Annotated in this window: 17 protein-coding genes; 6 read left to right on the top strand and 11 right to left on the bottom strand. The window is 72.4% G+C overall.

All coding sequences use genetic code 11. From position 1 onward, the window contains the following. Positions 1–4: 4 nt before the first annotated feature. Entirely contained in the window at positions 5–271 is a 267-nt protein-coding gene (locus ACFHW0_RS16200; RefSeq protein WP_089002465.1) for a BldC family transcriptional regulator, read from the top strand. A 66-nt stretch (positions 272–337) separates the two neighbouring features. Here the strand turns inward: ACFHW0_RS16200 and ACFHW0_RS16195 are convergent, their stop codons facing one another. Next, on the bottom strand, positions 338–967 hold the full coding sequence (locus tag ACFHW0_RS16195) for a UbiX family flavin prenyltransferase (protein ID WP_416608485.1): 630 nt from the start codon (positions 965–967) through the stop codon (positions 338–340). A 194-nt stretch (positions 968–1,161) separates the two neighbouring features. Here ACFHW0_RS16195 and ACFHW0_RS16190 point away from each other — a divergent pair, with 194 nt between their 5' ends. After that, positions 1,162–2,166, top strand: coding sequence for a terpene synthase family protein (locus ACFHW0_RS16190; RefSeq protein WP_416608483.1), 1,005 nt, complete (start codon positions 1,162–1,164; stop codon positions 2,164–2,166). Positions 2,167–2,287: 121 nt separating this feature from the next. Here ACFHW0_RS16190 and mqnP read toward each other — a convergent pair whose 3' ends face one another. Both mqnP and ACFHW0_RS16180 read right to left on the bottom strand, forming a co-directional pair. Then, positions 2,288–3,199 (bottom strand): menaquinone biosynthesis prenyltransferase MqnP, encoded by a 912-nt coding sequence (mqnP, locus tag ACFHW0_RS16185; protein ID WP_416608482.1) that lies wholly within the window; start codon positions 3,197–3,199, stop codon positions 2,288–2,290. Next, complete coding sequence (locus ACFHW0_RS16180) at positions 3,199–4,659, bottom strand: menaquinone biosynthesis decarboxylase (RefSeq protein ID WP_416608480.1); 1,461 nt, start codon at positions 4,657–4,659, stop codon at positions 3,199–3,201. Before ACFHW0_RS16180 ends, mqnP begins: the two co-directional genes overlap by 1 nt. Before the next feature lie 248 nt (positions 4,660–4,907). On the opposite strand from ACFHW0_RS16180, the gene ACFHW0_RS16175 reads away from it, so the two are divergent. The 3 genes from ACFHW0_RS16175 to ACFHW0_RS16165 all read left to right on the top strand — a co-directional run bounded on the left by ACFHW0_RS16175 (position 4,908) and on the right by ACFHW0_RS16165 (position 8,571). Next, entirely contained in the window at positions 4,908–6,257 is a 1,350-nt protein-coding gene (locus tag ACFHW0_RS16175) for a hypothetical protein (protein ID WP_416608479.1), read from the top strand. Between the two features lie 617 nt (positions 6,258–6,874). Further along, on the top strand, positions 6,875–7,243 hold the full coding sequence (locus tag ACFHW0_RS16170; RefSeq protein ID WP_416608477.1) for a hypothetical protein: 369 nt from the start codon (positions 6,875–6,877) through the stop codon (positions 7,241–7,243). Further along, positions 7,243–8,571, top strand: a complete 1,329-nt coding sequence (locus ACFHW0_RS16165) for a hypothetical protein (RefSeq protein WP_416608475.1) — start codon at positions 7,243–7,245, stop codon at positions 8,569–8,571. The genes ACFHW0_RS16170 and ACFHW0_RS16165 overlap by 1 nt, the downstream gene beginning before the upstream one ends. A 138-nt stretch (positions 8,572–8,709) precedes the next feature. On the opposite strand, the gene ccsB is transcribed toward ACFHW0_RS16165, so the two are convergent. The 6 genes from ccsB to hemL form a co-directional block, all read right to left on the bottom strand. Continuing rightward, on the bottom strand, positions 8,710–9,687 hold the full coding sequence (gene ccsB, locus ACFHW0_RS16160; protein WP_416608473.1) for a c-type cytochrome biogenesis protein CcsB: 978 nt from the start codon (positions 9,685–9,687) through the stop codon (positions 8,710–8,712). Then, complete coding sequence (gene resB, locus ACFHW0_RS16155; protein ID WP_416608471.1) at positions 9,687–11,351, bottom strand: cytochrome c biogenesis protein ResB; 1,665 nt, start codon at positions 11,349–11,351, stop codon at positions 9,687–9,689. The genes ccsB and resB overlap by 1 nt, the downstream gene beginning before the upstream one ends. Then, the gene (locus ACFHW0_RS16150; protein WP_416608469.1) at positions 11,351–12,220 is read right to left on the bottom strand and encodes a cytochrome c biogenesis CcdA family protein; all 870 of its coding nucleotides are present in this window, start codon (positions 12,218–12,220) and stop codon (positions 11,351–11,353) included. Before ACFHW0_RS16150 ends, resB begins: the two co-directional genes overlap by 1 nt. Continuing rightward, positions 12,220–12,795 (bottom strand): TlpA family protein disulfide reductase, encoded by a 576-nt coding sequence (locus ACFHW0_RS16145; RefSeq protein WP_416608468.1) that lies wholly within the window; start codon positions 12,793–12,795, stop codon positions 12,220–12,222. The genes ACFHW0_RS16150 and ACFHW0_RS16145 overlap by 1 nt, the downstream gene beginning before the upstream one ends. After that, positions 12,795–13,442 carry a histidine phosphatase family protein gene (locus tag ACFHW0_RS16140; RefSeq protein ID WP_416608466.1) on the bottom strand — a complete coding sequence of 216 codons (648 nt, stop codon included), beginning with the start codon at positions 13,440–13,442 and terminating at the stop codon, positions 12,795–12,797. The genes ACFHW0_RS16145 and ACFHW0_RS16140 overlap by 1 nt, the downstream gene beginning before the upstream one ends. Before the next feature lie 126 nt (positions 13,443–13,568). Next, a complete protein-coding gene (gene hemL / locus ACFHW0_RS16135; RefSeq protein WP_416608465.1) occupies positions 13,569–14,906 on the bottom strand; it encodes a glutamate-1-semialdehyde 2,1-aminomutase in 1,338 nt (445 codons plus the stop codon). Positions 14,907–15,420: 514 nt separating this feature from the next. On the opposite strand from hemL, the gene ACFHW0_RS16130 reads away from it, so the two are divergent. After that, on the top strand, positions 15,421–15,756 hold the full coding sequence (locus ACFHW0_RS16130; protein WP_121397135.1) for an STAS domain-containing protein: 336 nt from the start codon (positions 15,421–15,423) through the stop codon (positions 15,754–15,756). Positions 15,757–16,164: 408 nt separating this feature from the next. Here ACFHW0_RS16130 and ACFHW0_RS16125 read toward each other — a convergent pair whose 3' ends face one another. Continuing rightward, positions 16,165–16,719: a response regulator gene (locus ACFHW0_RS16125; RefSeq protein WP_416608462.1), complete on the bottom strand. Its 555-nt coding sequence runs from the start codon at positions 16,717–16,719 to the stop codon at positions 16,165–16,167. Further along, positions 16,716–18,998 (bottom strand): ATP-binding protein (locus ACFHW0_RS16120; RefSeq protein ID WP_416608460.1); only part of this gene is annotated, 2,283 nt, incomplete at its 5' end. The genes ACFHW0_RS16125 and ACFHW0_RS16120, both read right to left, overlap by 4 nt.

Here is an 18,998-nt window from a genome sequence, read left to right as displayed (position 1 = left end):
GGCTGTGGACACTGGAGATCGCCTGCTGACACCGGGTGAAGTTGCCGCGCTGTTTCGGGTTGACCCGAAGACTGTGACGCGATGGGCAGCGGCGGGCCGGATAGGCAGCATCCGGACTCCAGGCGGGCATCGCCGGTTTCGGGAATCCGAGGTGCGGGCCCTGCTTGAGGGGGAGGGCATGTTGGACGAGGCGGAAGACGTCGGCAAGCCGCGTAACGCGGGGCCGGCCGCCTCGACCGGGCCGGGCCCGGCCAACGCCGGCATGTACTGAATGGTGCGGATCGTCGCGCGGGCCGGACGCAAGCTCCGGTCCGCGTCCCGGTGAGCCGGGCCCGGGTCACTCCCGCGCCGCGCCCAGCTCACCCGACCAACGACGGAACAGCGTGTGCGGTACGCCGAGGGCGTCCAGCACCTTGCCGGCCACGAAGTCGACGAGCTGCGGGGCGGAGGCCGCCGCCCCCGCGCCGTAGAAGCCGGGGCTGGCCGGCAGCACCACCGCTCCGGCGTCGTGCAGCGAGATCAGGTGCTCCAGGTGGCTGCGGGTCACCGGCGTCTCCCGGGGCACCACCACCACCGGCCGGCGCTCCTTGAGGTTGACCTCGGCGGCCCGCTGCAACAGGTCCTTGGAGAGCCCGATCGCGATGCCGGCGCAGGCCGCCGTGCTCGCCGGGACCACCGCCATCCCGCGTACCCGGTAGGAGCCGCTGCTCGGGCCGGCGGCCAGGTCGCCGGCGGGCCAGTGCCGGACGTCGGCTCCCGCGAGGTCGCGGCCCAGCCAGGCGGCGAGGTCCTCGGCCCAGTGTGCGTCCCGGAACGGGCGCCCGGTCTCGTCGAGGACGGTCAGCCGGGCGGCCCGGGAGACGATCAGGTCCACCGCCTCGCCGGCGTCGAGCAGCGCCCGCACGACGGCCGCCGCGTACGGCGTGCCGGACGCCCCGGAGACTCCGACCACCCATGGTTCGCGCATGCCCTCCAGCCTGCCTGGTCGCCCCCTCCCGACGGCGGGCACCCCCGCCCGGAGCGTCCGTGATGTCCCGCTCGGGTGTCGGTTGTCCCCGACGGGCGCGATGTCGGGTGGGGAGCGCGCCCATCCCGAGGGCCTGACATGCTGCCGGTGGCGATTCCCACGCGTAGCGGGATCGCACCCGGGAGGAATCGGTGATGACCGGCGAGGTCCTGCGGTCGCTACGGTCCGAGTGCCCCATCCCGCCCCGGCTCTCGCCGCACGCCGACCGGGTGCAGGAGTGGCTGGTCGACGACCTGCTGCCGGGCCTCGGCCTGGCGGCTGACGACGCGGCGCCGCAACGGCTGGCACACGCCGGCGTCGCCCGGTACGCCGGCCGGCTCTACCCCGGCGCCGCCGAGCCCGACCTGCGGGCGTTGACGGCGCTGTTCACCTGGTTCTTCCTGGTCGACGACGCGTGCGACCGGCCGGGCTGGCTCGGCGCCGACCAGATCCGGGCGCTGCGCGCCGCCGCGCTGACCCTGCTGCACGCCGGTCCCCGCCTGCGGCACGCCGGCCTGACCGGGCCGCTGAGGCGGCTGCTGGTGCACGGGTGGCGGGAGCCACGCCGGCGGATGCCGGCCCGCTGGCGGCTGCGCTTCGCCGAGGCCGTCGCCCACCATCTCGACGGCACGTGGCGGGAGGCGGTGAACAAGGCGACCGGCCGCCGTCCCGGCGTCGCCGAGTACGTCGCGCTGCGGCGCGCCACCTCCGCCGCGTACGTGTCGTATCCGCTGGTCGAGTTCGTCACCGGCCGCCCGCTGCCCGACCCGGTCCACCACCACCCGCTGCTGCGGGAGATCGCCGACACCGGCAACGACCTGCTCTCCTGGTACAACGACCTCGCCTCGCTGGAACGCGACGAGGCCACCTCGGGCGGGCACAACCTGGTGCTCGCGACGGCGGCCGAGCAGCGGGTGCCGGTGGAGACCGCGGTCGGCCTGACGGCCGAACGCTGGCGGGCGTCGATGCGGCGCTTCGTCGAGCTGCGCGCCGCGGTGCCGTCGTTCGGCCCGGCGCTGGACCGGGCGGTCGCCGACCAGCTCGACGGGGTGGCGAACGCCGTCCGGGCCACCGTCGACTGGACCCTGGAGAGCACCCGCTACGGCGGCCGGGGAGGGCGTCTCGTCGACGCTTCCGCCGGTGGAGGGACCCCTTCCTGACGGCCCGGCCGGGCTGCGGGCCCGGCCGCGATGGTGGCGTACCCGCCGACGGCCGGCGCCCGTGGGACCCGCGCAGCGAGTGGCACCGGTGCGACCGGCACAGCAGGGCCGGCGGCGACGGTCAGGCGCGTAGGCCGAGGCGGACGACCAGGTCGAGCAGGGCGAAGACGAACAGCGCGATGCCGACGAAGCCGTTGGCGGTGAAGAAGGCCCGGTTGACCTTGCTCAGGTCGGTCGGGCTGACCACCAGGTGCTGGTAGCCGAAGGCGAGGGCGGTCAGCCCCAGCCCGATCCACCAGAGCCAGCCGAAGCCGACCAGCGCCCCGAACCAGAGGAACAGCGCGAACGTCACCACGTGCGCCACGGTGGAGGCGTGCAGCGCGAACCGCAGCCCGTAGCGGGCCGGCACGCTGTGCACGCCGATCTGCCGGTCCACCTCGGCGTCCTGGCAGGCGTAGATCAGGTCGAACCCGCCGATCCAGAGGCCGACGGCCACGCCGAGCAGCCACGCCGGCCAGGACCCGTCGAGGGTGCCGGTGACACCCAGCCAGGCGCCGACCGGGCCGACGGCCTGGGCGACGGCCAGGATCGCGTGCGGCCAGTTGGTGAACCGCTTGCCGTACGGGTAGACGACCAGCGGCACCACGGCGAGCGGCGCGAGCACCAGGCAGAGCGGGTTGAGCAGGGCGGCGGCGGCGAGGAAGACCACGAGCGCCACCGCCGCACCGGTCCAGGCCGTCCGCACGCTGACCGCCCCGGTGACCAGTTCCCGGCCGGCGGTACGCGGGTTCGCCGCGTCGATCCGGCGGTCCAGGATCCGGTTCGCGGCCATCGCGAACGTCCGCGCGCCGACCATCGCCACGGTGATCAGCAGCAGGTCCAGCCACCGGACCCGCCCCCCGTCGACCAGCATGGCGGTGAGCGCCGACAGGTACGCGAACGGCAGCGCGAACACGGAGTGCTCGATCGCCACCAGCTTGAGGAAGGACTTCACCCGGCCCGGTCGCTCCACCGGCTCGACGGCGGTCGCCATCAGATGCCGTACTCCTTCCAGCGCTTGTCGACCAGGGAGACGACCTCGGGGGCCATCCGCATCTCCTCCGGCCAGCCCCGGGTGTAGCCCTCCTCGGGCAGCTTGCGGGTCGCGTCGACGCCCGCCTTGCCGCCCCAGAACTGCTGGTAGGAGGCGTGGTCCAGGTGGTCCACCGGCCCCTCGGTGAGCAGCAGGTCCCGGGCGTAGTCGACGTTGCCGAAAGCGCGGAAGGCGACCTCGTTGTAGTCGTGCACGTCGCAGTCCTCGTCGACGATCACGATCAGCTTGGTCAGCGACATCATGTGCGCGCCCCAGATCGCGTTCATCACCTTCTGGGCGTGCTTCGGGTAGCGCTTACGGATCGACACGATCGCGCAGTTGTGGAAGACCCCGGCGGCGGGCAGGTCGTAGTCGACGATGTCCGGGATCAGGAAGCGCAGCAGCGGCGCGAAGATCCGCTCGGTGGCCTTGCCGAGGCCGTGGTCCTCCTGCGGGGGCTGCGACGTGACGATCGAGTGGTAGACCGGGTCGCGCTGCGTGGTCATGCACTCGATGTGCATCACCGGGAAGGGCTCCACCGGCGTGTAGAAGCCGGTGTGGTCGCCGAACGGGCCCTCCGGGAGCCGCTCACCCGGCTCGATGTAGCCCTCCAGGACGATCTGTGCGTGCGCCGGCACCTGTAGCGGGACCGTCAGGCAGTCCACCATCTCGACCCGCTCCCCGCGCAGGTACCCGGCGAACAGGTACTCGTCGATGTCGGCGGGAAGTGGCGCGCTGGCCGAGTAGGCGACGGCGGGGTCGGTACCGATGGCGATCGCCACCGGCAACCGCTGCCCGAGCCGCTCGGCGACCGCGTGGTGCGCCGTGGAGTTCTTGTGGATCTGCCAGTGCATGCCGATGCTGTTCCGCGAGTGCTGCTGCAACCGGTACAGCCCGAGGTTGCGCTTGCCGGTCTCCGGGTGCTTCGTGTGGGTCAGCCCGAAGTTGTGGAAGATCCCGCCGTCACCCGGCCAGACCTGCAACCCCGGCAGCCGGTCCAGGTCGACGTCGTCGCCCCGGTAGACCACCTGCTGGCAGAGGGCGGTCCTGACCTTCTTCGGCGGCATCGACGTGAGCTGTCTGACCTTGCCGAGGCCGTCCATCATCCCGGAGAGGCCCATCGGCAGCTCCGGCTTGAGCATGTTGCCGATCCGCTCGCCGATCTCGTCCAGCGACTCGACGCCGAGCGCCATCGCCATCCGCTTCTCGGTGCCGAAGAGGTTGATCGCCACCGGCATCTCGCCCCGGGTGGGCCGCTCGAAGAGCAGCGCCGGGCCGCCCGCGCGGACCGTCCGGGTGACGACCTCGCTGATCTCCAGGGTGGGATCGACCGGGGCGCTCACCCGCCGCAACTCGCCCGCGCGCTCCAGCGCCGCGAGGAAGTCCTTGAGATCGGTGTACGGGAAGCCACGAGCCGCCATGCCTGCCAGTCTCCCGCACCGACCTGGGCGGCGACCACGCCGGGTGGTGTGACACCGGCGATCCACCGGTGCGGCGGCGCGGGAACGGCCCGGCCGCTTCGGCCGGCGGAGGTCCGCGCCATCGAACATTGTCGCTCCAACGGGCCGGACCGGGCGGCCGGCGATCACTAGGATCAGGTCCGTCGATCGGACCGGTCGTGATACCCCGCCGCGGCCTTCCGGACCGGCCTCACCCACGAAGGAGATCGATGAGATCTGTGCGTGTCCCGCGCAGCAGGATCCTGCGCGCCCTGACCGTGCTGGCCGTGGTCACGGCGGGCACCGGCGTGGTGGCCGGCCCGGCCGCCGCGGAGACCGACCCCGGCTGGGTCAGCGGTTGGTTCAACGACCTCACCATCGGCGCGGCCGGTGCGCCCGGCCGGGTGGCGCCGCTGGAACTGAGCAGCACCGGCGCGACCGCCCCCCGGGTCAGCGTCGACCTGTCCGGTCTGGCGGGCGTCGCCACGGTCACCTTGCCCGACTGGTGTGTCGCCGAGGGCACCTCGGTGACCTGCCCGATGCCGCCGGGGACGACCCCGGACGAGTACGGCACCGTCAACGGCACGGTGCCGCTGGTGTTCCGCGCCGCGCCCGGCGCCGTCGGCGGTGCGACCGGCACGCTGGCCTACACGGTGCGGGCCGACGGGCTGGAGCCGGACACCCACCAGGCGACCGTCGCCGTGCGGTCCGGTTCCGAGCTGATCGACCTGGTCGACGAGTACGTCTCGGGCGTCGAGGTCGGCGATGTCCGCGACGTGCCCGTGGCCGTGGTCAATGCCGGTGACCAGCCGGCCGAGGACCTCCGTCTGACTCTCCGCTTTCCGGTGGGCCTGCAACCCGCCAGCTACCGGAACTGCCGGTACGGCACCGACGCCGTGCTCGCCACGGTGGTGGTCTGCACCGTGCGGGGCACGTACGCGCCCGGGGTCCGGCACGAGCTGCGGCACGGTTTCACCACGACGGTCGGTCCGGCCGCCCTCGGCGACAAGCGCATCAGCCAGTACGTGGAGCCGCTGGCCACCGCGGGGCCGCTGCCCGGCGGCGTGCGGCTCACCCGACGGGAGGCCGAGCGCGCGCTCCGGCTGCGGCCGGTGGGCGAGCCGATGGACCCGATCAGCGCCGCAGGCGCCGGCGGCGGCACCTACCTGCGCGCCATCCACGGCTCCTTCGATGTCGTCGCCGTGGGCGCCACCGTCACCGGCGCCGTCGGTGACACCGTCCGGGTGAACGTGGGGATCCGCAACGACGGTCCGGGCGTGCCGGACAACACCGTCTCCGGCGGCAGCACCAGCGCGATGATCTTCACCCCACCGGCCGGAGTGACCGTGCTGGCCACCCCGCCCGGCTGCGGGCCGACGCAGGACGACGAGGGCAGCGCTCCGACGGCCTGGGTCTGTTGGCACGGAACCGTGTTCCCCGCCGGGCAGAGCTTCACGGTTCCGTTCGACCTGCGGATCGACGGGCCGACGGGCGCCCCCGGCGAGGTGCGGATATTCCACAACTACCCGCGCCCGGACGACGATCCGACCAACGACGCCGCCCCGGTCACCCTCGGCTGACCGGATCCCCGGGCCCGCCCTGGACCGAGACGGGATCGACGAGGAAGGCCGGCACGGGCGTACCGTGGCCGGCCTTCCTCGCCCTTCGCTGCCACCCTCGGCCCCGACCGGGTCGCCGCCCTGGAGGACGACCTGCGCGCGGTCACCCCGGCCAACCCGTTCCGCCTCGACGTGCCCGGCTGGTTCGGCGGCTGACCACCGCACCGTCGCCCGCGCCCGGGGGCAACGGTGCCCGGGAGCGGCGGTGGACGGGCGTCCGGCGGGGGCCGGCAGCAGCACGGCCGCCCGCCGTCAAGACCCCCGGTCACCGTCGCCCGAACGGTCGAAGCCCGAACGGCGCGCGCCGCGCGGCCCCGCGGACCGGCCCGGACCACCCGCCGACAGGCGCCTCTCCCGGGACGCCCGAGCCCGTCATAGGCCTTTCGGTCACCCGCTAACACACCGCGCGCCGACGCGGCCAGCACCGTCCATGCGGAATTGCCGGACATTCAGTCGGGCCGCGCCGGACCCACCCGGGGACGTACAACTTCCGACATTGCCCGCAGACAATTCCAATGGTTCCGTCACCACCATCCGAAACTGTTTCCATCGAGAAAAGATGGGGGTGACGGTTGGCGATGGCCACCTTTCATCAGGACCACCAGCACGTGCACCAGGACCAGTTCAACGCCGAGAGCATCGACCTGCGGAACAGCACATTCGAACGCCTCCCCGACACCGTCGGCCAGGCGGAGCTCGTCCGTCGCCTGGAGGCCGTCCTGAGGGCGGTGGAGCAGGCCGCCACCACGGGCGCCCTCGACCCGCAGGCCGGCCGGTCCATCGCCGGCGACCTGCGCGGCGCCACCCGGAGCCTGACCCGCGACGACCGCCCGGACGCCGCGCAACGGCTGCGGACGGCCATCGAGGCGTTGCAGGCGGCGGCACCGCTCGCGGCGATCGGCGGGGCGATGGCGACCATCTGGAACACGTTGGGCGGGGCATCCTGATGACCACCTTCGACCAGCGGCACCAGCGCGTCTTCGGCGCCCAGATCAACGCCGACGCTGTGCACATCAACCCCTCCGACGGCCCGGAGGAGCTGATGAGCTACGGACGGCGGGCCGTCGCCGAACGGCTGTACAAGAGGGCGGCCGAGTACTTCACGGAGGCGATCGCCAAGGGTGCCCGCGGCTCCGACCCGCACTACTACCTGGCTCTCGCGATCCTCGGCGGCCGACGGCCCAGCCGGATGGGTCGCGAGGCGCAGCAGGTGATGGCGCGCGTGGAGGAGCATCTGGGCCGGGCACTCCAGGTCGATCCCGCCGCGGCGCACGTCCGCGCGCTCTGGGCCGCCGTCAAGCGCGACCACTACGCCGACCGCCACGACCCGGGCCCGTCCGTCGCCGACCTCGAGGCCGGAGCCGGCGACATCGACCCGGTGCACGCGGCCGAGATCGCCCCCTTCCTCGGCAACCGCGAGAACCGGCTGTGGAAGGCCACCGTCGCCGTGGCGCAGGCCGGCATCGAGGAACGCAAACCGAACGTACGCAAGTACTTCGTCCGCACCCCCGTGCCGCCCGCGACCGGTGGCCCGCAGGCCATGATGGTCGCCGGCGGGATCGCGTTGGCCGTCGCGCTGATCCTCGTGATCGCGTCGTTGTCGGAGTCCGGTTACCTCTGCCTCGCGGTGCTCGCGGGTACGGGCGGCATCGTCCTGCTGGTCAAGGGGTTCAGCCAGTACACCGCGCTCACGTCGAAGTACGAGCGCGACATGGCGGCGGCCGAGCCGAAGCCGAGCGACGAGCAGATGGACATGTGGCTGCACTTCGACAAGTTCGGGGTTCTCGACCACGCGCTCCGGCACCTCGACCGGGAACTGGACGACCTGATCTGCGAGCCGCAACTCGTCATCGGCCCCGCCTCGCCCACCGAACAGGCGGTGGGAAAGGACGGCATCCGGCGGTTCTCGCGGTACAAGTTCGTCATCCTGCTCCTCGGACAGACCCGCATCTCGGTCTTCTCCTGCGAGTGGGACTTCGTCAAGTGCATCGTGTCGAACGCCGACGCCTTCGACTTCCGCTACAAGGACATCACCGGCCTGCGGATGCGGCAGTTGCACGAGGCGCCGCAGGGCGGCCGGCTGGTCATCACCGACGACCACGGCAAGGAGATGGAGGTACGGTTCGCCAAGGTATTCGAAATGATCATCGCCGGTACGGACCGGATCGCGGTGACCATCGACGTCCAGGCGCAGAACGCCGGCGCCGGGTTGCAGCCGACGGGGGCCACCGCCACCGAACGGCTCGTCCGGCGGCAGTTGGACGACGCGGCCTGACCGGTGACCTGCGGTGGGTGGCCCGGCGAGGCCGCCCACCGTACGCGTCGACGCGGCCGTCACCCGCCCGGCGTGGGCCGTTCCCTGATCAGCGGGACAGCGACGGGCCCACGCGCGGCCCGGGTCGCCCGGAGGTGATCAGTCCAGGCCGCCGTAGGAGTGCAGTCCCTCGAAGAAGATGTTCACGCCGAACAGGTTCATCAGCATGGTGAGGAAGCCGGCGATGGCCAGCCAGGTCGCCACGTTCCGCCTCACGCTCGGGGTGGCCCGGGCGTGCAGGTAGCCGGCGTAGATCACCCAGGAGATGAACGACCAGGTCTCCTTCGGGTCCCAGCCCCACGGCCGCCCCCAGGCCGCCTCGGCCCAGATCGCCCCGGCGATCACCGCGAAGGTGAAGACCGGGAACGCGAAGGCGTGCAGCACGAAGGTCAGCCGCTCCAGCGCCGCCGCCGCCGGCAGCCGCTTCGCCAGCGTGTACGGGAAGCTCCGCCGGCCCTGCTCGTAGCCGGCGCGCATCAGGAACGCCACCGCCGGCACCGCGCCCAGCAGGAAGATGCCGGAGGCGAAGACGATCGTCGAGACGTGGATGACGAACCAGTACGAGTTGAGCGCCGGCACCAGCGGCACGATCGGGGTGTAGAGCACCAGCTCGGCGGTCGCCACCAGCAGCACCATCACCAGCGACAGGAACAGCCCGAGGCGGCGCAGCTGCGGCCGCTTCCAGAGCACGACCAGCCAGCCGGCGACACCGATCCAGGTGCCCGTGAGCACGAACTCGTACATGTTGCCCCAGGGCATCCGGTCGGCGGCGAGACCGCGCGTGACCAGCGCCCCCAGGTGCAGCAGCGCCCCGAGCGCGGTGGCCGCGACGGCGGTCAGCCCCGCCAGCCGGGCGCGCCGGGCGGTGCGCTCGGCCGCCGACGCCCCGCTCGCGACGGGTGCGTCCGGGGTGCCGCCCCCGGCCGCGCCGACGCCGGCGCCGACCAGCTCGCGGGCGGGCGCCGCGGCCACCCGGGCGCGGGCGTTGCCGAGCGCGTACTCGACGGCGTGGCTGATCATCGCGATCAGGTACGCCAGGATCGCGAACGACACCAACTGGTCGGAGAGTGCGGACATCACTCGGCTCCTTCTCGCGCTCCGGCCCGGTCGCCGCCGTCGCGGTCGACACCGGCCTCCTCGTCCGACCGCCCGTCGCCGCCGATGGCGGCCACGAGCTGCGCGAACTCGTCGGCGAACCCGGGATGGTCGGTGCGCGGCAGGCCACCGGCCTCGACCAAACTACTACCGCTCGTCGGAGATCCACTCGTGGGGTCGGCGGCACCGGCCGGCAGCACCCGGAAGAAGACCCGGCGGCGCCGCCCGAACAGCGAGCCCATCAGCCCGACCAGCAGGACAGCGGAGCTGACCAGCAGCAGCGTCGAGCCGGGGTCGTACCGGACCGACAGGGTGATGTACGGCACGGTGCCCAGGAACTCGACAGTGGTGCTGTCGTCCAACTTCCAGGTCTCGCCCTTGCGGAGCAGCTTCGTGCCGACCTCCTTGACCTTGCCGGCCCGCACCTGCCGCTGGTCCAACTCGTAGACCGAGCCGGGGATACCGGCGTCCATGCCCAGGTTGCCCCGGTAGGCGACGAGGTTCAGCGCGGGGTTCCGCTCGGTGGGGTACTCGGAGCGGGCGAACGGCGCGGCGGCCGGTGCGGTCGGCAGGTAGAGGCCGGAGAAGGCCATCTGGAGGTTCTCGCCCCGCTCACCCGTCGCGGGGTCGACGTTGATGTCCGGGAAGGCCGCCAGACCCTCGCTGGTCAGCCCCACGTCGCCCGTGGTCAGGAACGGGAAGTTGCTGGTCTGGCTCTTGCCGAACCGGTCGGTGTAGCGGATCACCGGGGCGTAGCCGTGGCCCAACAGGTAGACGTTCGCGCCGTCGAGGCGCAGCGGGGAGTTGACCGAGAAGTTGGCCCGCCGCCGCTCCCCGTCTGCCTCGTCGACGGTCACCTCGGCGTCGAAGAACTCCGGCTGGCCGGACTCCAGGAACCGGGCGTGGAAGTCGTCGAGTTGGATGCAGAAGCCGGGCAGGTCGGCGCTGTCGACGCGGGGGCCGAGCTTGCTCTCGGCGTACTGCTGGCGGGTGTTGCAGAACGCGTTGTCCGCACCGGCCACCAGCAGCTTGTTGCCGCTCCAGCCGTACCAGGAGCCGAGCGCGACGCCGACCAGCACGAGCACCAACGAGCTGTGGAAGAGCAGGTTGCCGGTCTCCTTGAGGTAGCCCTTCTCGGCGGAGACCTCGTCGCCGCGCACCACCACCCGCCAGCGCCGCCGGCGCAACGCCGCCGCGATCGCCGCCGCGCCCCCCTCGGGCGCGGGCAGGACGGCGTGCTGCGGCAGCCGGTCCAGCCGCTTCGGCGCGGCCGGCGGCTTCGACCGCAGCGCCCGTACGTGGTCGCGCAGCCGGGGCGTGATGCAGCCGATCAGCGAGGTGAAGAGCAGCAGGTAGATCGCGGAGAACCAGACCGAGCCGAACGCCTCGAAGGCCCCGATCCGGTCCAGCACCGGAGCCAGGTCGGGGTGCGCGGTGAAGTAGTCCCGCACGTCCTCCGGGTTGACCCCGCGCTGCGGCAGCACCGAGCCGGGGATGGCGGCCACCGCGAGCAGGAAGAGCAGCACCAGGGCCGTACGCATGCTGGTGAGCTGCCGCCACGAGTTGCGCAGCAGGGCCAGCATGCGGTTGGGCCGGCGCCGGGGAGCCTCGGCCGGCGGCGCGGGCCGCTCGTCGACGGCGGTCATCAGATGCTCACCTCGCCCACCCCGACGGTGGTCTGCAACCAGATCACGAAGTTCGTCCAGCCGCCGGTGACCAGCGCGAGGCCGATCAGGATCAGCAGCGTCCCGCCCACCCGGGTGACCCAGCGGCTGTTGCGCCGGACCGCGCGGAACACGCCCAGCAGGCGCTCGAAGCCCAGCCCGAAGACGACGAACGGAATCCCCAACCCGAGGCAGTACGCCACGGCGAGCACCGCGGCCCGGTCGGTCTGCCCGCCGACGGCGGCCATGCCGATCACCGCGCCGAGGGTCGGGCCGACGCAGGGCACCCAGCTGAGCGCGAAGACCGCCCCGAAGACCGGCGCCCCGAGCAGCCCTGCGGCGGGCAGCCGCTGGAAACGGAACTCCCGCTGCAACCCGGGGACCAGCCCCACGTAGCTCAGCCCGAGCACGACGATCAGCGCGCCGATGACGATCTCCAGCGTCCGCTCGTACTCGAAGAAGACCCGGCCGACGCCGGCGAAGAGGATCGCGGTGGCGGTGAAGACGACGGTGAAGCCGGCGATGAACAGCAGCGTGCCGGCGAGCACCCGGCCCTTGACCGCGACCTTCGGCGCCTCGGTGCGTTCCCGCACCGCCACCCCGCCGTTCTCCCCGCTCGCGGCGCTGTCGGCGCCGGGCGGGGACCCGTCCGTCGCCGGCTGGCCCTTCCGCGCCCGGGGACGCCGGGTTTCGAGGTCCGCGCCGGCGAGGCCGGTGACGTACGACAGGTAGCCCGGCACCAGCGGGAGCACGCACGGGGAGAGGAAGCTGACCAGCCCGGCGAGCGCCGCCGCGCCGATGGCGAGCAGCAGCGGGCCCGACTGGGCGAGCTCGGAGAACGTCTCGCCCATCAGCGGGAACCGTTGGGGGCCGGCTGCTCGGCGGCGATCCGCTCGACGATGGGCTGGAGGCCCTCCTGCTTCACCGCCGCCCGGATCACGACGGCGATCCGGCCGTCCCGGTCCAGCACCACGGTGGCCGGGATGGTGTTCGGCGGGATGTCCAGGGCGAGCGCCAGCCGGCTCGGCGGGTCGAAGAGACTCGGGTAGCTGACCTTGAAGCTCTCCTCGAAGGCCCGCGCCTTGTCCCGCTGGTCCTGGATGTTGATGCCCAGGAAGGTCACCCCGGAGCCCTTCGTGGCCTGGTACGTGTTCTCCAGGTCGTCCGCCTCCGCCCGGCACGGCGCGCACCAAGAGCCCCAGAAGTTGACCACCACGACCTGGCCGCGGTCCTTCGCCACGTCGTGGCTGCCGCCGGTGAGCAGCTCACCGGCGAGCTTCGGAGCGGCCGAACGCTGGTCGGGGGCGCACTCGATGATGCCGCCGGAGTTGTCGCACGCCTTCTCGCCGTCGCGCGACGAGCAGCCGGCCAGCGCCACCGTCGCGACGGCGGCGAGCAGACCCGCGGTCCACCTCCGGGCGTTCATCAGGCCCCCTTGGCCGTCCTGGCGGTCGGCGACATCGCGATCAGGTGGGCGGCCGGCTCGGAGTAGCCGATGCCGACCACCTTGGCGCCGTCGAAGTGGAAGGAGGTGAGGCTGGCCAGCCCGCACTGACGCTTGCGCGGGTCGTGCCAGAGCCGCTTGCGCTCGACGTAGCGGCGCAGCGTCCAGATCGGCAGCTGGTGGGAGACCAGCACGGCCTCGCGCCCCTCGGCGGCCACGCGGGCGGCGTGCAGGGCGCCGAACATCCGCTCCGCGATGGCGCGGTACGCCTCGCCCCAGGACGGGGTGACCGGGTCCCGCAGCACCCACCAGTTGCGCGGGTCGCGGAACGAGCCGTCGCCGGGCGAGACCTTCTTGCCCTCGAACCAGTTGGCGCTTTCGATGAGCCGCTCGTCCACGCCGACCGGCAGCCCGAACTGCCCGGCGATCGGCTCGGCCGTCTGCTGGGCGCGCTCCAACGGGCTGGCCACCACGTGCACGACCTCCCGCTCGGCCAGCCCCTGCGCGGCGGCCTTGGCCATCTGCACGCCCAGCTCGGAGAGCCGGAAGCCCGGCAGCCGGCCGTAGAGGATGCCGTCGGGGTTGTGCACCTCGCCGTGCCGCAGCACGTGGACCACCGTCTTGCTCACCGATGCGCCCCCTTCGTTCGCGACTGCGGGGCTCGCAGACCCGGCTCGCTTTTCGCGCTCACCGCTGCGCCCCCTTCGTTCGCGACTGCGGGGCTCGCAGACCCGGCTCACTCCTCGCGCTCACCGCTACCCCCCGTGACCCGCCGCTGCCGCCGCGTTGGCCGCCACCGGCAGCGCGGCGGCGATCTGCTCCAGAGCGGCGTCGTCCAGCGCCGCAGACACGAACCACGCCTCGAAGGCGCTCGGCGGCAGGTAGACGCCGCCGGCGAGCATCGCGTGGAAGAACGCCTTGAACGCCGGCACCTGCTGGGTGCGGGCGCTGTCGTAGTCGACCACGTCGGCGTCGGTGAAGAAGACCGAGAACATGTTTCCCGCGTACGACAGCCGGTGCGGGACCCCGGCGGCGGCGAGCGCGTCGGCGGCGAGCCTGCCCACGACGGCGGCCGTGTCGTCCAGCTTGCGGTAGAGCGCGTCGTCGGCCAGCCGCAGCGTGGCCAGGCCGGCGGCGCAGGCCAGCGGGTTACCGGAGAGGGTGCCGGCCTGGTAGACCGGGCCGGCGGGGGCCAGTCGCTCCATGATCTCCGCGCGCCCGCCGAACGCCGCGGCCGGCAGGCCACCCCCCATGACCTTGCCGTACGTCCACAGGTCGGCGTCGGAGGGGTCGAGGCCGTGCCAACCGGCGCGGGAGACCCGGAACCCGGTCATCACCTCGTCGACGATGAGCAGCGCGCCGTGCGCGTGCGCGATCCGGGCGAGCTGGGAGTTGAAGCCGTCACGCGGGGCGACCACGCCCATGTTGCCGGCGGCGGCCTCGGTGATGATCGCGGCGATGTGCTGGCCCTCGGCGGCCAACGCCTGCTCCACGGCGGCGACATCGTTGTACGGCAGCACGATCGTGTCCCCCGCCGCCGCGCCGGTCACCCCCGGCGAATCGGGCAGGCCGAGGGTCGCCACCCCCGAGCCGGCGGCAGCCAACAGGCCGTCGGAGTGCCCGTGGTAGCAGCCGGAGAACTTCACGATCCGGGGGCGGCCGGTGAAGCCGCGCGCCAGCCGGATCGCCGACATGGTGGCCTCGGTGCCGGAGTTGACCAGCCGGACCTGCTCGACCGGGGTACGGTCGACGATCTCGGCGGCCAGCTCGACCTCGCCCGGGGTGGGGGTGCCGAAGCTGGTGCCCCGGGTCGCGGCCGACCTGATCGCGTCCACGACCTCCGGGTGCGCGTGGCCGAGGATCAGCGGGCCCCAGGAGGAGACCAGGTCCACGTAGCGCCGGTCGTCGGCGTCGTAGAGCCAGGGCCCCTCCCCCCGGACCATGAAGCGCGGCGTGCCGCCGACGGCACGGAACGCGCGCACGGGGGAGTTCACCCCGCCGGGCACGATGGCCTTGGCGCGGTCGAACAGGGCCTCGGAGGCCGGTGCGTCGGCCGGGTAGCGGCCGGATCCGGCGGGAAACATATCGGTCACGATGCCGCCATTGTGTCAGCGTCGGGCGGCGAATCGGCAGGCACCCCGCACCGGGGTTACCAGGCTCACCCGGGCCGGCCCTCATCGCCGACCCCGCGGCGTCGCCCCCGCCCTCCGGGACGTCCCTGTGCCCGACCTCGCGGAGCACGTCCGGTTCCGGCCTCACGGGGGCGTACCCGTTGCCTGCCGTGCGGAGTTGCCTGCCGTGCGGAGCGTGTCCGCTCCCCTGGGGTGCGGGGCGTGTCCACTCCTGGCCGTGCGGAGCATGCCCGCTCCCGGCCGCGCGGACCGTGCCCGTCTCCGGCCACGCGGACTGTGGCCGGCCTCGGCAGCGCGGAGTGTGGCCGTCCCCGGCCGTGCGGCAGGGACGGTTCGGGCCCTGCCCTGCGGGGCGGGCTGCCGTCGCCCTGGCCCGGAGGCGCTTCCGTGTTCGGGAGGGTGGTCGTCGCACCCGGCCGGCTCGGTCGCCACCGCTCGACGGGCCGGGTGGTCCGGATCGCGCTAGGCTGACCCGGTGGATCGTGCCGAACTGTCCATCACGCTACACCGGACGGGCGACGAAGCTGTGCTTCGCCTGGCCGGTGAGATCGACATGCTCACGGCCGCCCAACTGTCGACCGTCGTCAACGAGGTCCTCGCCGATCCGCCACCGCGCATCGTGCTCGATCTCGGCGGGGTCACCTTCTGCGACTCACAGGGCCTGGGCACCCTCGTCGTACTCAGCCGCAAGGCCAGCCACGCGCAGAGCCTGCTGATCCTGACCAACGTCGGCGACTTCCTGCTCCGCGTCCTGGACATCACCGGCCTGCGCAGCGCCCTGATGATCCGCAACGACCAGACCACGGGCTGACTCCCCGCCCAGCCACGCGTCGACTCCCCGTGACGGGCAGGCGATCTTGGCAGGAAACGGCCCCTCCAGGGGCCGCCAGCTACCAGGATCTCGCTGCGCCCGCCGTCACCCCCGCCCGGCGTCGCCCCCACGCCCCACCCGCCCGGCGTCGATCATGACGTTGGCCCGGACAATCCGACCATTCCCCCCGGCCAACCTCATGATCAACGGGCGGGAGCGGGATCCGGTCCGGGGTGAGGGCCGGAGGCCCCGGCCCACGGGCAAGGCCGGGAGCCGGGTCCGGTCCGGGGTGAGGGCCCTCAGCCTCCGGGCGAGGCCGGGACCGGGTCCGGTCCCGGTATCGCCGGAGGCGGGCGGAGGGCCTGGGCCTGTGGGTCAGGGCCCGTCGGTTGGGGCGCTGGTGGTGGGTCAGGGGGTGTTGCCCCAGCGGGCCTGTTCCAGGACCTGCACCGCGCGGTCGCGGGAATCCTGATCGTCCAGACGCAGCATCGCCGTGGCCTCGTCGACCGCGTCGGTCAGCACCCGCAGCTGCGCGTCCCGGTCCCGCACCAGATCCGACTGGGCCGCGAGCTGCCGGGTCTTCACCCACAGCTCGACGAAGACCGACACCTTGGCCCGCAGCACCCACGGGTCGAACGGCTTGGTCAGGTAGTCGACCGCGCCGACCGCGTAACCGCGCAGTGCGAGCTGGGCGTCCCGGTCGGCGGCGGTGAGGAAGATGATCGGCACGTGCCGCGTACGCTCGCGCCGCTTGATGTGGCTGGCCGTCTCGAAGCCGTCCATGTCCGGCATCTGGGCGTCCAGCAGGATCACCGCGAAGTCGTCGACCAGCAGCTGCTTCAGGGCCGCCTCGCCGCTCTCGACGGCGACGGACTGGACCGGCAGGCCCTGGAGAATCGCCTCCAGTGCCATCAGGTTCTCCCGGCGGTCGTCCACCAGCAGCGCCTTTGCCATCTGGGTCACGAACTCTCCTCGGTTCGGCTGCCGCTGATCCAGGACGACATGAGTTCGATCAACTCGTCCAGGTCGACGGGCTTGGTGATGTAGTCACTTCCCCCGGCCGCCAGCGCCGACTCGCGGTCGCCGGGCATGGCCTTGGCGGTCAGGAAGACGATCGGCAGGTCGGCGAACCGGTGGTTGCGCCTGATCTGTCGGGTCGTCTCGTACCCGTCCTGATCGGGCATCATCGCATCCATTAGGACGATGTCCACCTCCGGATGCTCGGCCAGCAGGCGGACGCCGTCCGCCCCGTTGTCCGAGTACAACACGGTCAGGCCGTGCAGTTCCAACGCGCTGGTCAGCGCGAAGACGTTCCGGACGTCGTCGTCGACGATCAGCACGGTGGCGCCCTCCAGCCGCCGGGTGGCCGGCGTGGAGGCCGGCTCGGACAGCTCCGGCGGGGGCATGAGCAGCGAGGACGGCAGTCCGGCCCGCGCCGGTGACGGCGGCAGCGGCGCGACCACCGCGTCCGGGGCGAGCACGTCCGGCACGAAGAGGGTGAACGTCGAGCCCTGGCCGGGCGCCGACGCCACCACGATGCTGCCGCCCAGCAGCCGGGCCAGGTCCCGGCTGATCGACAGCCCCAGCCCCGTACCGCCGTAGCGACGGCTGGTGGTGCCGTCGGCCTGCTGGAACGCCTCGAAGATCAGCGACAGCTTGTCGTCGGAGATGCCGATGCCGGTGTCGACCACGGTGAACGCGATGACCTGCCGCGCGTTGGTCAGGGCCGGCACGTCGAAGACGGTGCTGTCGGGCGCCGGCGCGATCCGCAGCGTCACCGCCCCGTTGTCGGTGAACTTGACCGCGTTGGAAAGCAGGTTGCGCAGGATCTGCTGGAGTCGCTGGGCGTCGGTGACCAGCGCTTCCGGCAGGTCCTTGCTGATCCGTACCTGGAAGTCCAGGCCCTTCTCCTCGGCCTGCGGCGCGAACGCCTGCTCCACGTACCCGCGGATCTCGTCGAACCGGACGGCGGTGGGCTCGACGTCCATCCGCCCCGCCTCGATCTTGGACAGGTCCAGGATGTCGTCGATCAGCGACAGCAGGTCGGAACCGGCACCGTGGATCGTCCGGGCGAACTCGATCTGCTTCGGCGTGAGGTTCTGCTCCGAGTTCTCGGCCAGCAGCCGGGCCAGCAGCAGCAGCGAGTTCAGCGGCGTACGCAGCTCGTGGCTCATGTTGGCCAGGAACTCCGACTTGTACGCCGACGCCCGCGTGAGCTGCTGGGCCTTCTCCTCCAGGCCGAGCCGGGCCAGCTCGATCTCCCGGTTCTTCGTCTCGATGTTGCCCTTCTGCTCCGAGAGCAGTTGCGCCTTGTCCTCCAGCTCGGCGTTGGTGCGCTGGAGTTCCGCCGACTGCTCCTGCATCTCGTGGGCGAGCCGCTGCGACTGCGCGAGCAGTTCCTCCGTACGCCGGTTGGCCTGGATGGTGTTGACGGCGACTCCGGTGGTGAGCACGAGCCGCTCCAGGAACGACAGGTGCAGCTCGGAGAAGGCCGCGACGCTGGCGAACTCGATGACCCCGAGCAGCTCGCCCTCGAAGAGCACGGGCAGTACGACCAGGTCGGCCGGCGGGGTCTCGGCGAGCCCGGAGCGGAGCATCAGCTTGCCGTCCGGCGCCCCGCCCATGCGGATCGTGCGGCGGGACAGGGCGGCCTGGCCGACCAGCCCCTCGCCGGGGCCGAAGGTGACCTCGTGCCCCCGGGCGACGTAGCCGTAGGAGGCGGTCAACCGCAGCCGCATCACGCCCTCGGACGTGTCCGCCAGGAAGAACGCGCCGAGCTGCGCGTCGACCAGCGGGGTCACCTCCATCATGATCATGCGGCAGACCTCGCCCAGGTCGCGCTGCCCCTGGAGGAGGCCGCCGATCCGGGCCAGGTTCGAGTCGAGCCAGCCCTGCTCGGCGTTCTTCTTGGTCGTCTCCCGGAGGGTGACGATCATCTGGTTGATGTTGTCCTTCAGCTCGGCGACCTCGCCCTGCGCCTTGACCGCGATCCGCTGGGTCAGGTCGCCCCGGGTCACCGAGGTGGAGACCTGCGCGATGGCGCGCAGCTGGGTGGTGAGGGTCGAGGCGAGCTGGTTGACGTTCTCGGTGAGGTCCCGCCACGTGCCGGAGACGCCCTTGACCTGGGCCTGACCGCCCAGCTTGCCCTCCGTACCCACCTCGCGGGCGACCCGCGTCACCTCGTCGGCGAACGACGACAGCTGGTCCACCATCGTGTTGACGGTGTTCTTCAGCTCCAGGAT

The sequence above is a fragment of the Micromonospora sp. LOL_025 genome (assembly GCF_048060285.1).
In the GTDB taxonomy this organism is placed as follows: domain Bacteria; phylum Actinomycetota; class Actinomycetes; order Mycobacteriales; family Micromonosporaceae; genus Micromonospora.
Note: the sequence above shows the minus strand (reverse complement) of the source record. Positions and strands in the feature narration are given on the sequence as shown.

Excerpts from the sequence above, each read along its gene's own strand:
- ACFHW0_RS16175 (WP_416608479.1), top strand. The coding sequence starts at position 4,908 with ATGAGATCTGTGCGTGTCCCGCGCAGCAGGATCCTGCGCGCCCTGACC.
- ccsB (WP_416608473.1), bottom strand. The coding sequence starts at position 9,687 with ATGTCCGCACTCTCCGACCAGTTGGTGTCGTTCGCGATCCTGGCGTAC.
- ACFHW0_RS16145 (WP_416608468.1), bottom strand. The coding sequence starts at position 12,795 with ATGAACGCCCGGAGGTGGACCGCGGGTCTGCTCGCCGCCGTCGCGACG.
- ACFHW0_RS16165 (WP_416608475.1), top strand. The coding sequence starts at position 7,243 with ATGACCACCTTCGACCAGCGGCACCAGCGCGTCTTCGGCGCCCAGATC.
- ACFHW0_RS16195 (WP_416608485.1), bottom strand. The coding sequence starts at position 967 with ATGCGCGAACCATGGGTGGTCGGAGTCTCCGGGGCGTCCGGCACGCCG.
- ACFHW0_RS16170 (WP_416608477.1), top strand. The coding sequence starts at position 6,875 with ATGGCCACCTTTCATCAGGACCACCAGCACGTGCACCAGGACCAGTTC.
- ACFHW0_RS16150 (WP_416608469.1), bottom strand. The coding sequence starts at position 12,220 with ATGGGCGAGACGTTCTCCGAGCTCGCCCAGTCGGGCCCGCTGCTGCTC.
- ACFHW0_RS16180 (WP_416608480.1), bottom strand. The coding sequence starts at position 4,659 with ATGGCGGCTCGTGGCTTCCCGTACACCGATCTCAAGGACTTCCTCGCG.
- ACFHW0_RS16190 (WP_416608483.1), top strand. The coding sequence starts at position 1,162 with ATGACCGGCGAGGTCCTGCGGTCGCTACGGTCCGAGTGCCCCATCCCG.
- resB (WP_416608471.1), bottom strand. The coding sequence starts at position 11,351 with ATGACCGCCGTCGACGAGCGGCCCGCGCCGCCGGCCGAGGCTCCCCGG.
- mqnP (WP_416608482.1), bottom strand. The coding sequence starts at position 3,199 with ATGGCGACCGCCGTCGAGCCGGTGGAGCGACCGGGCCGGGTGAAGTCC.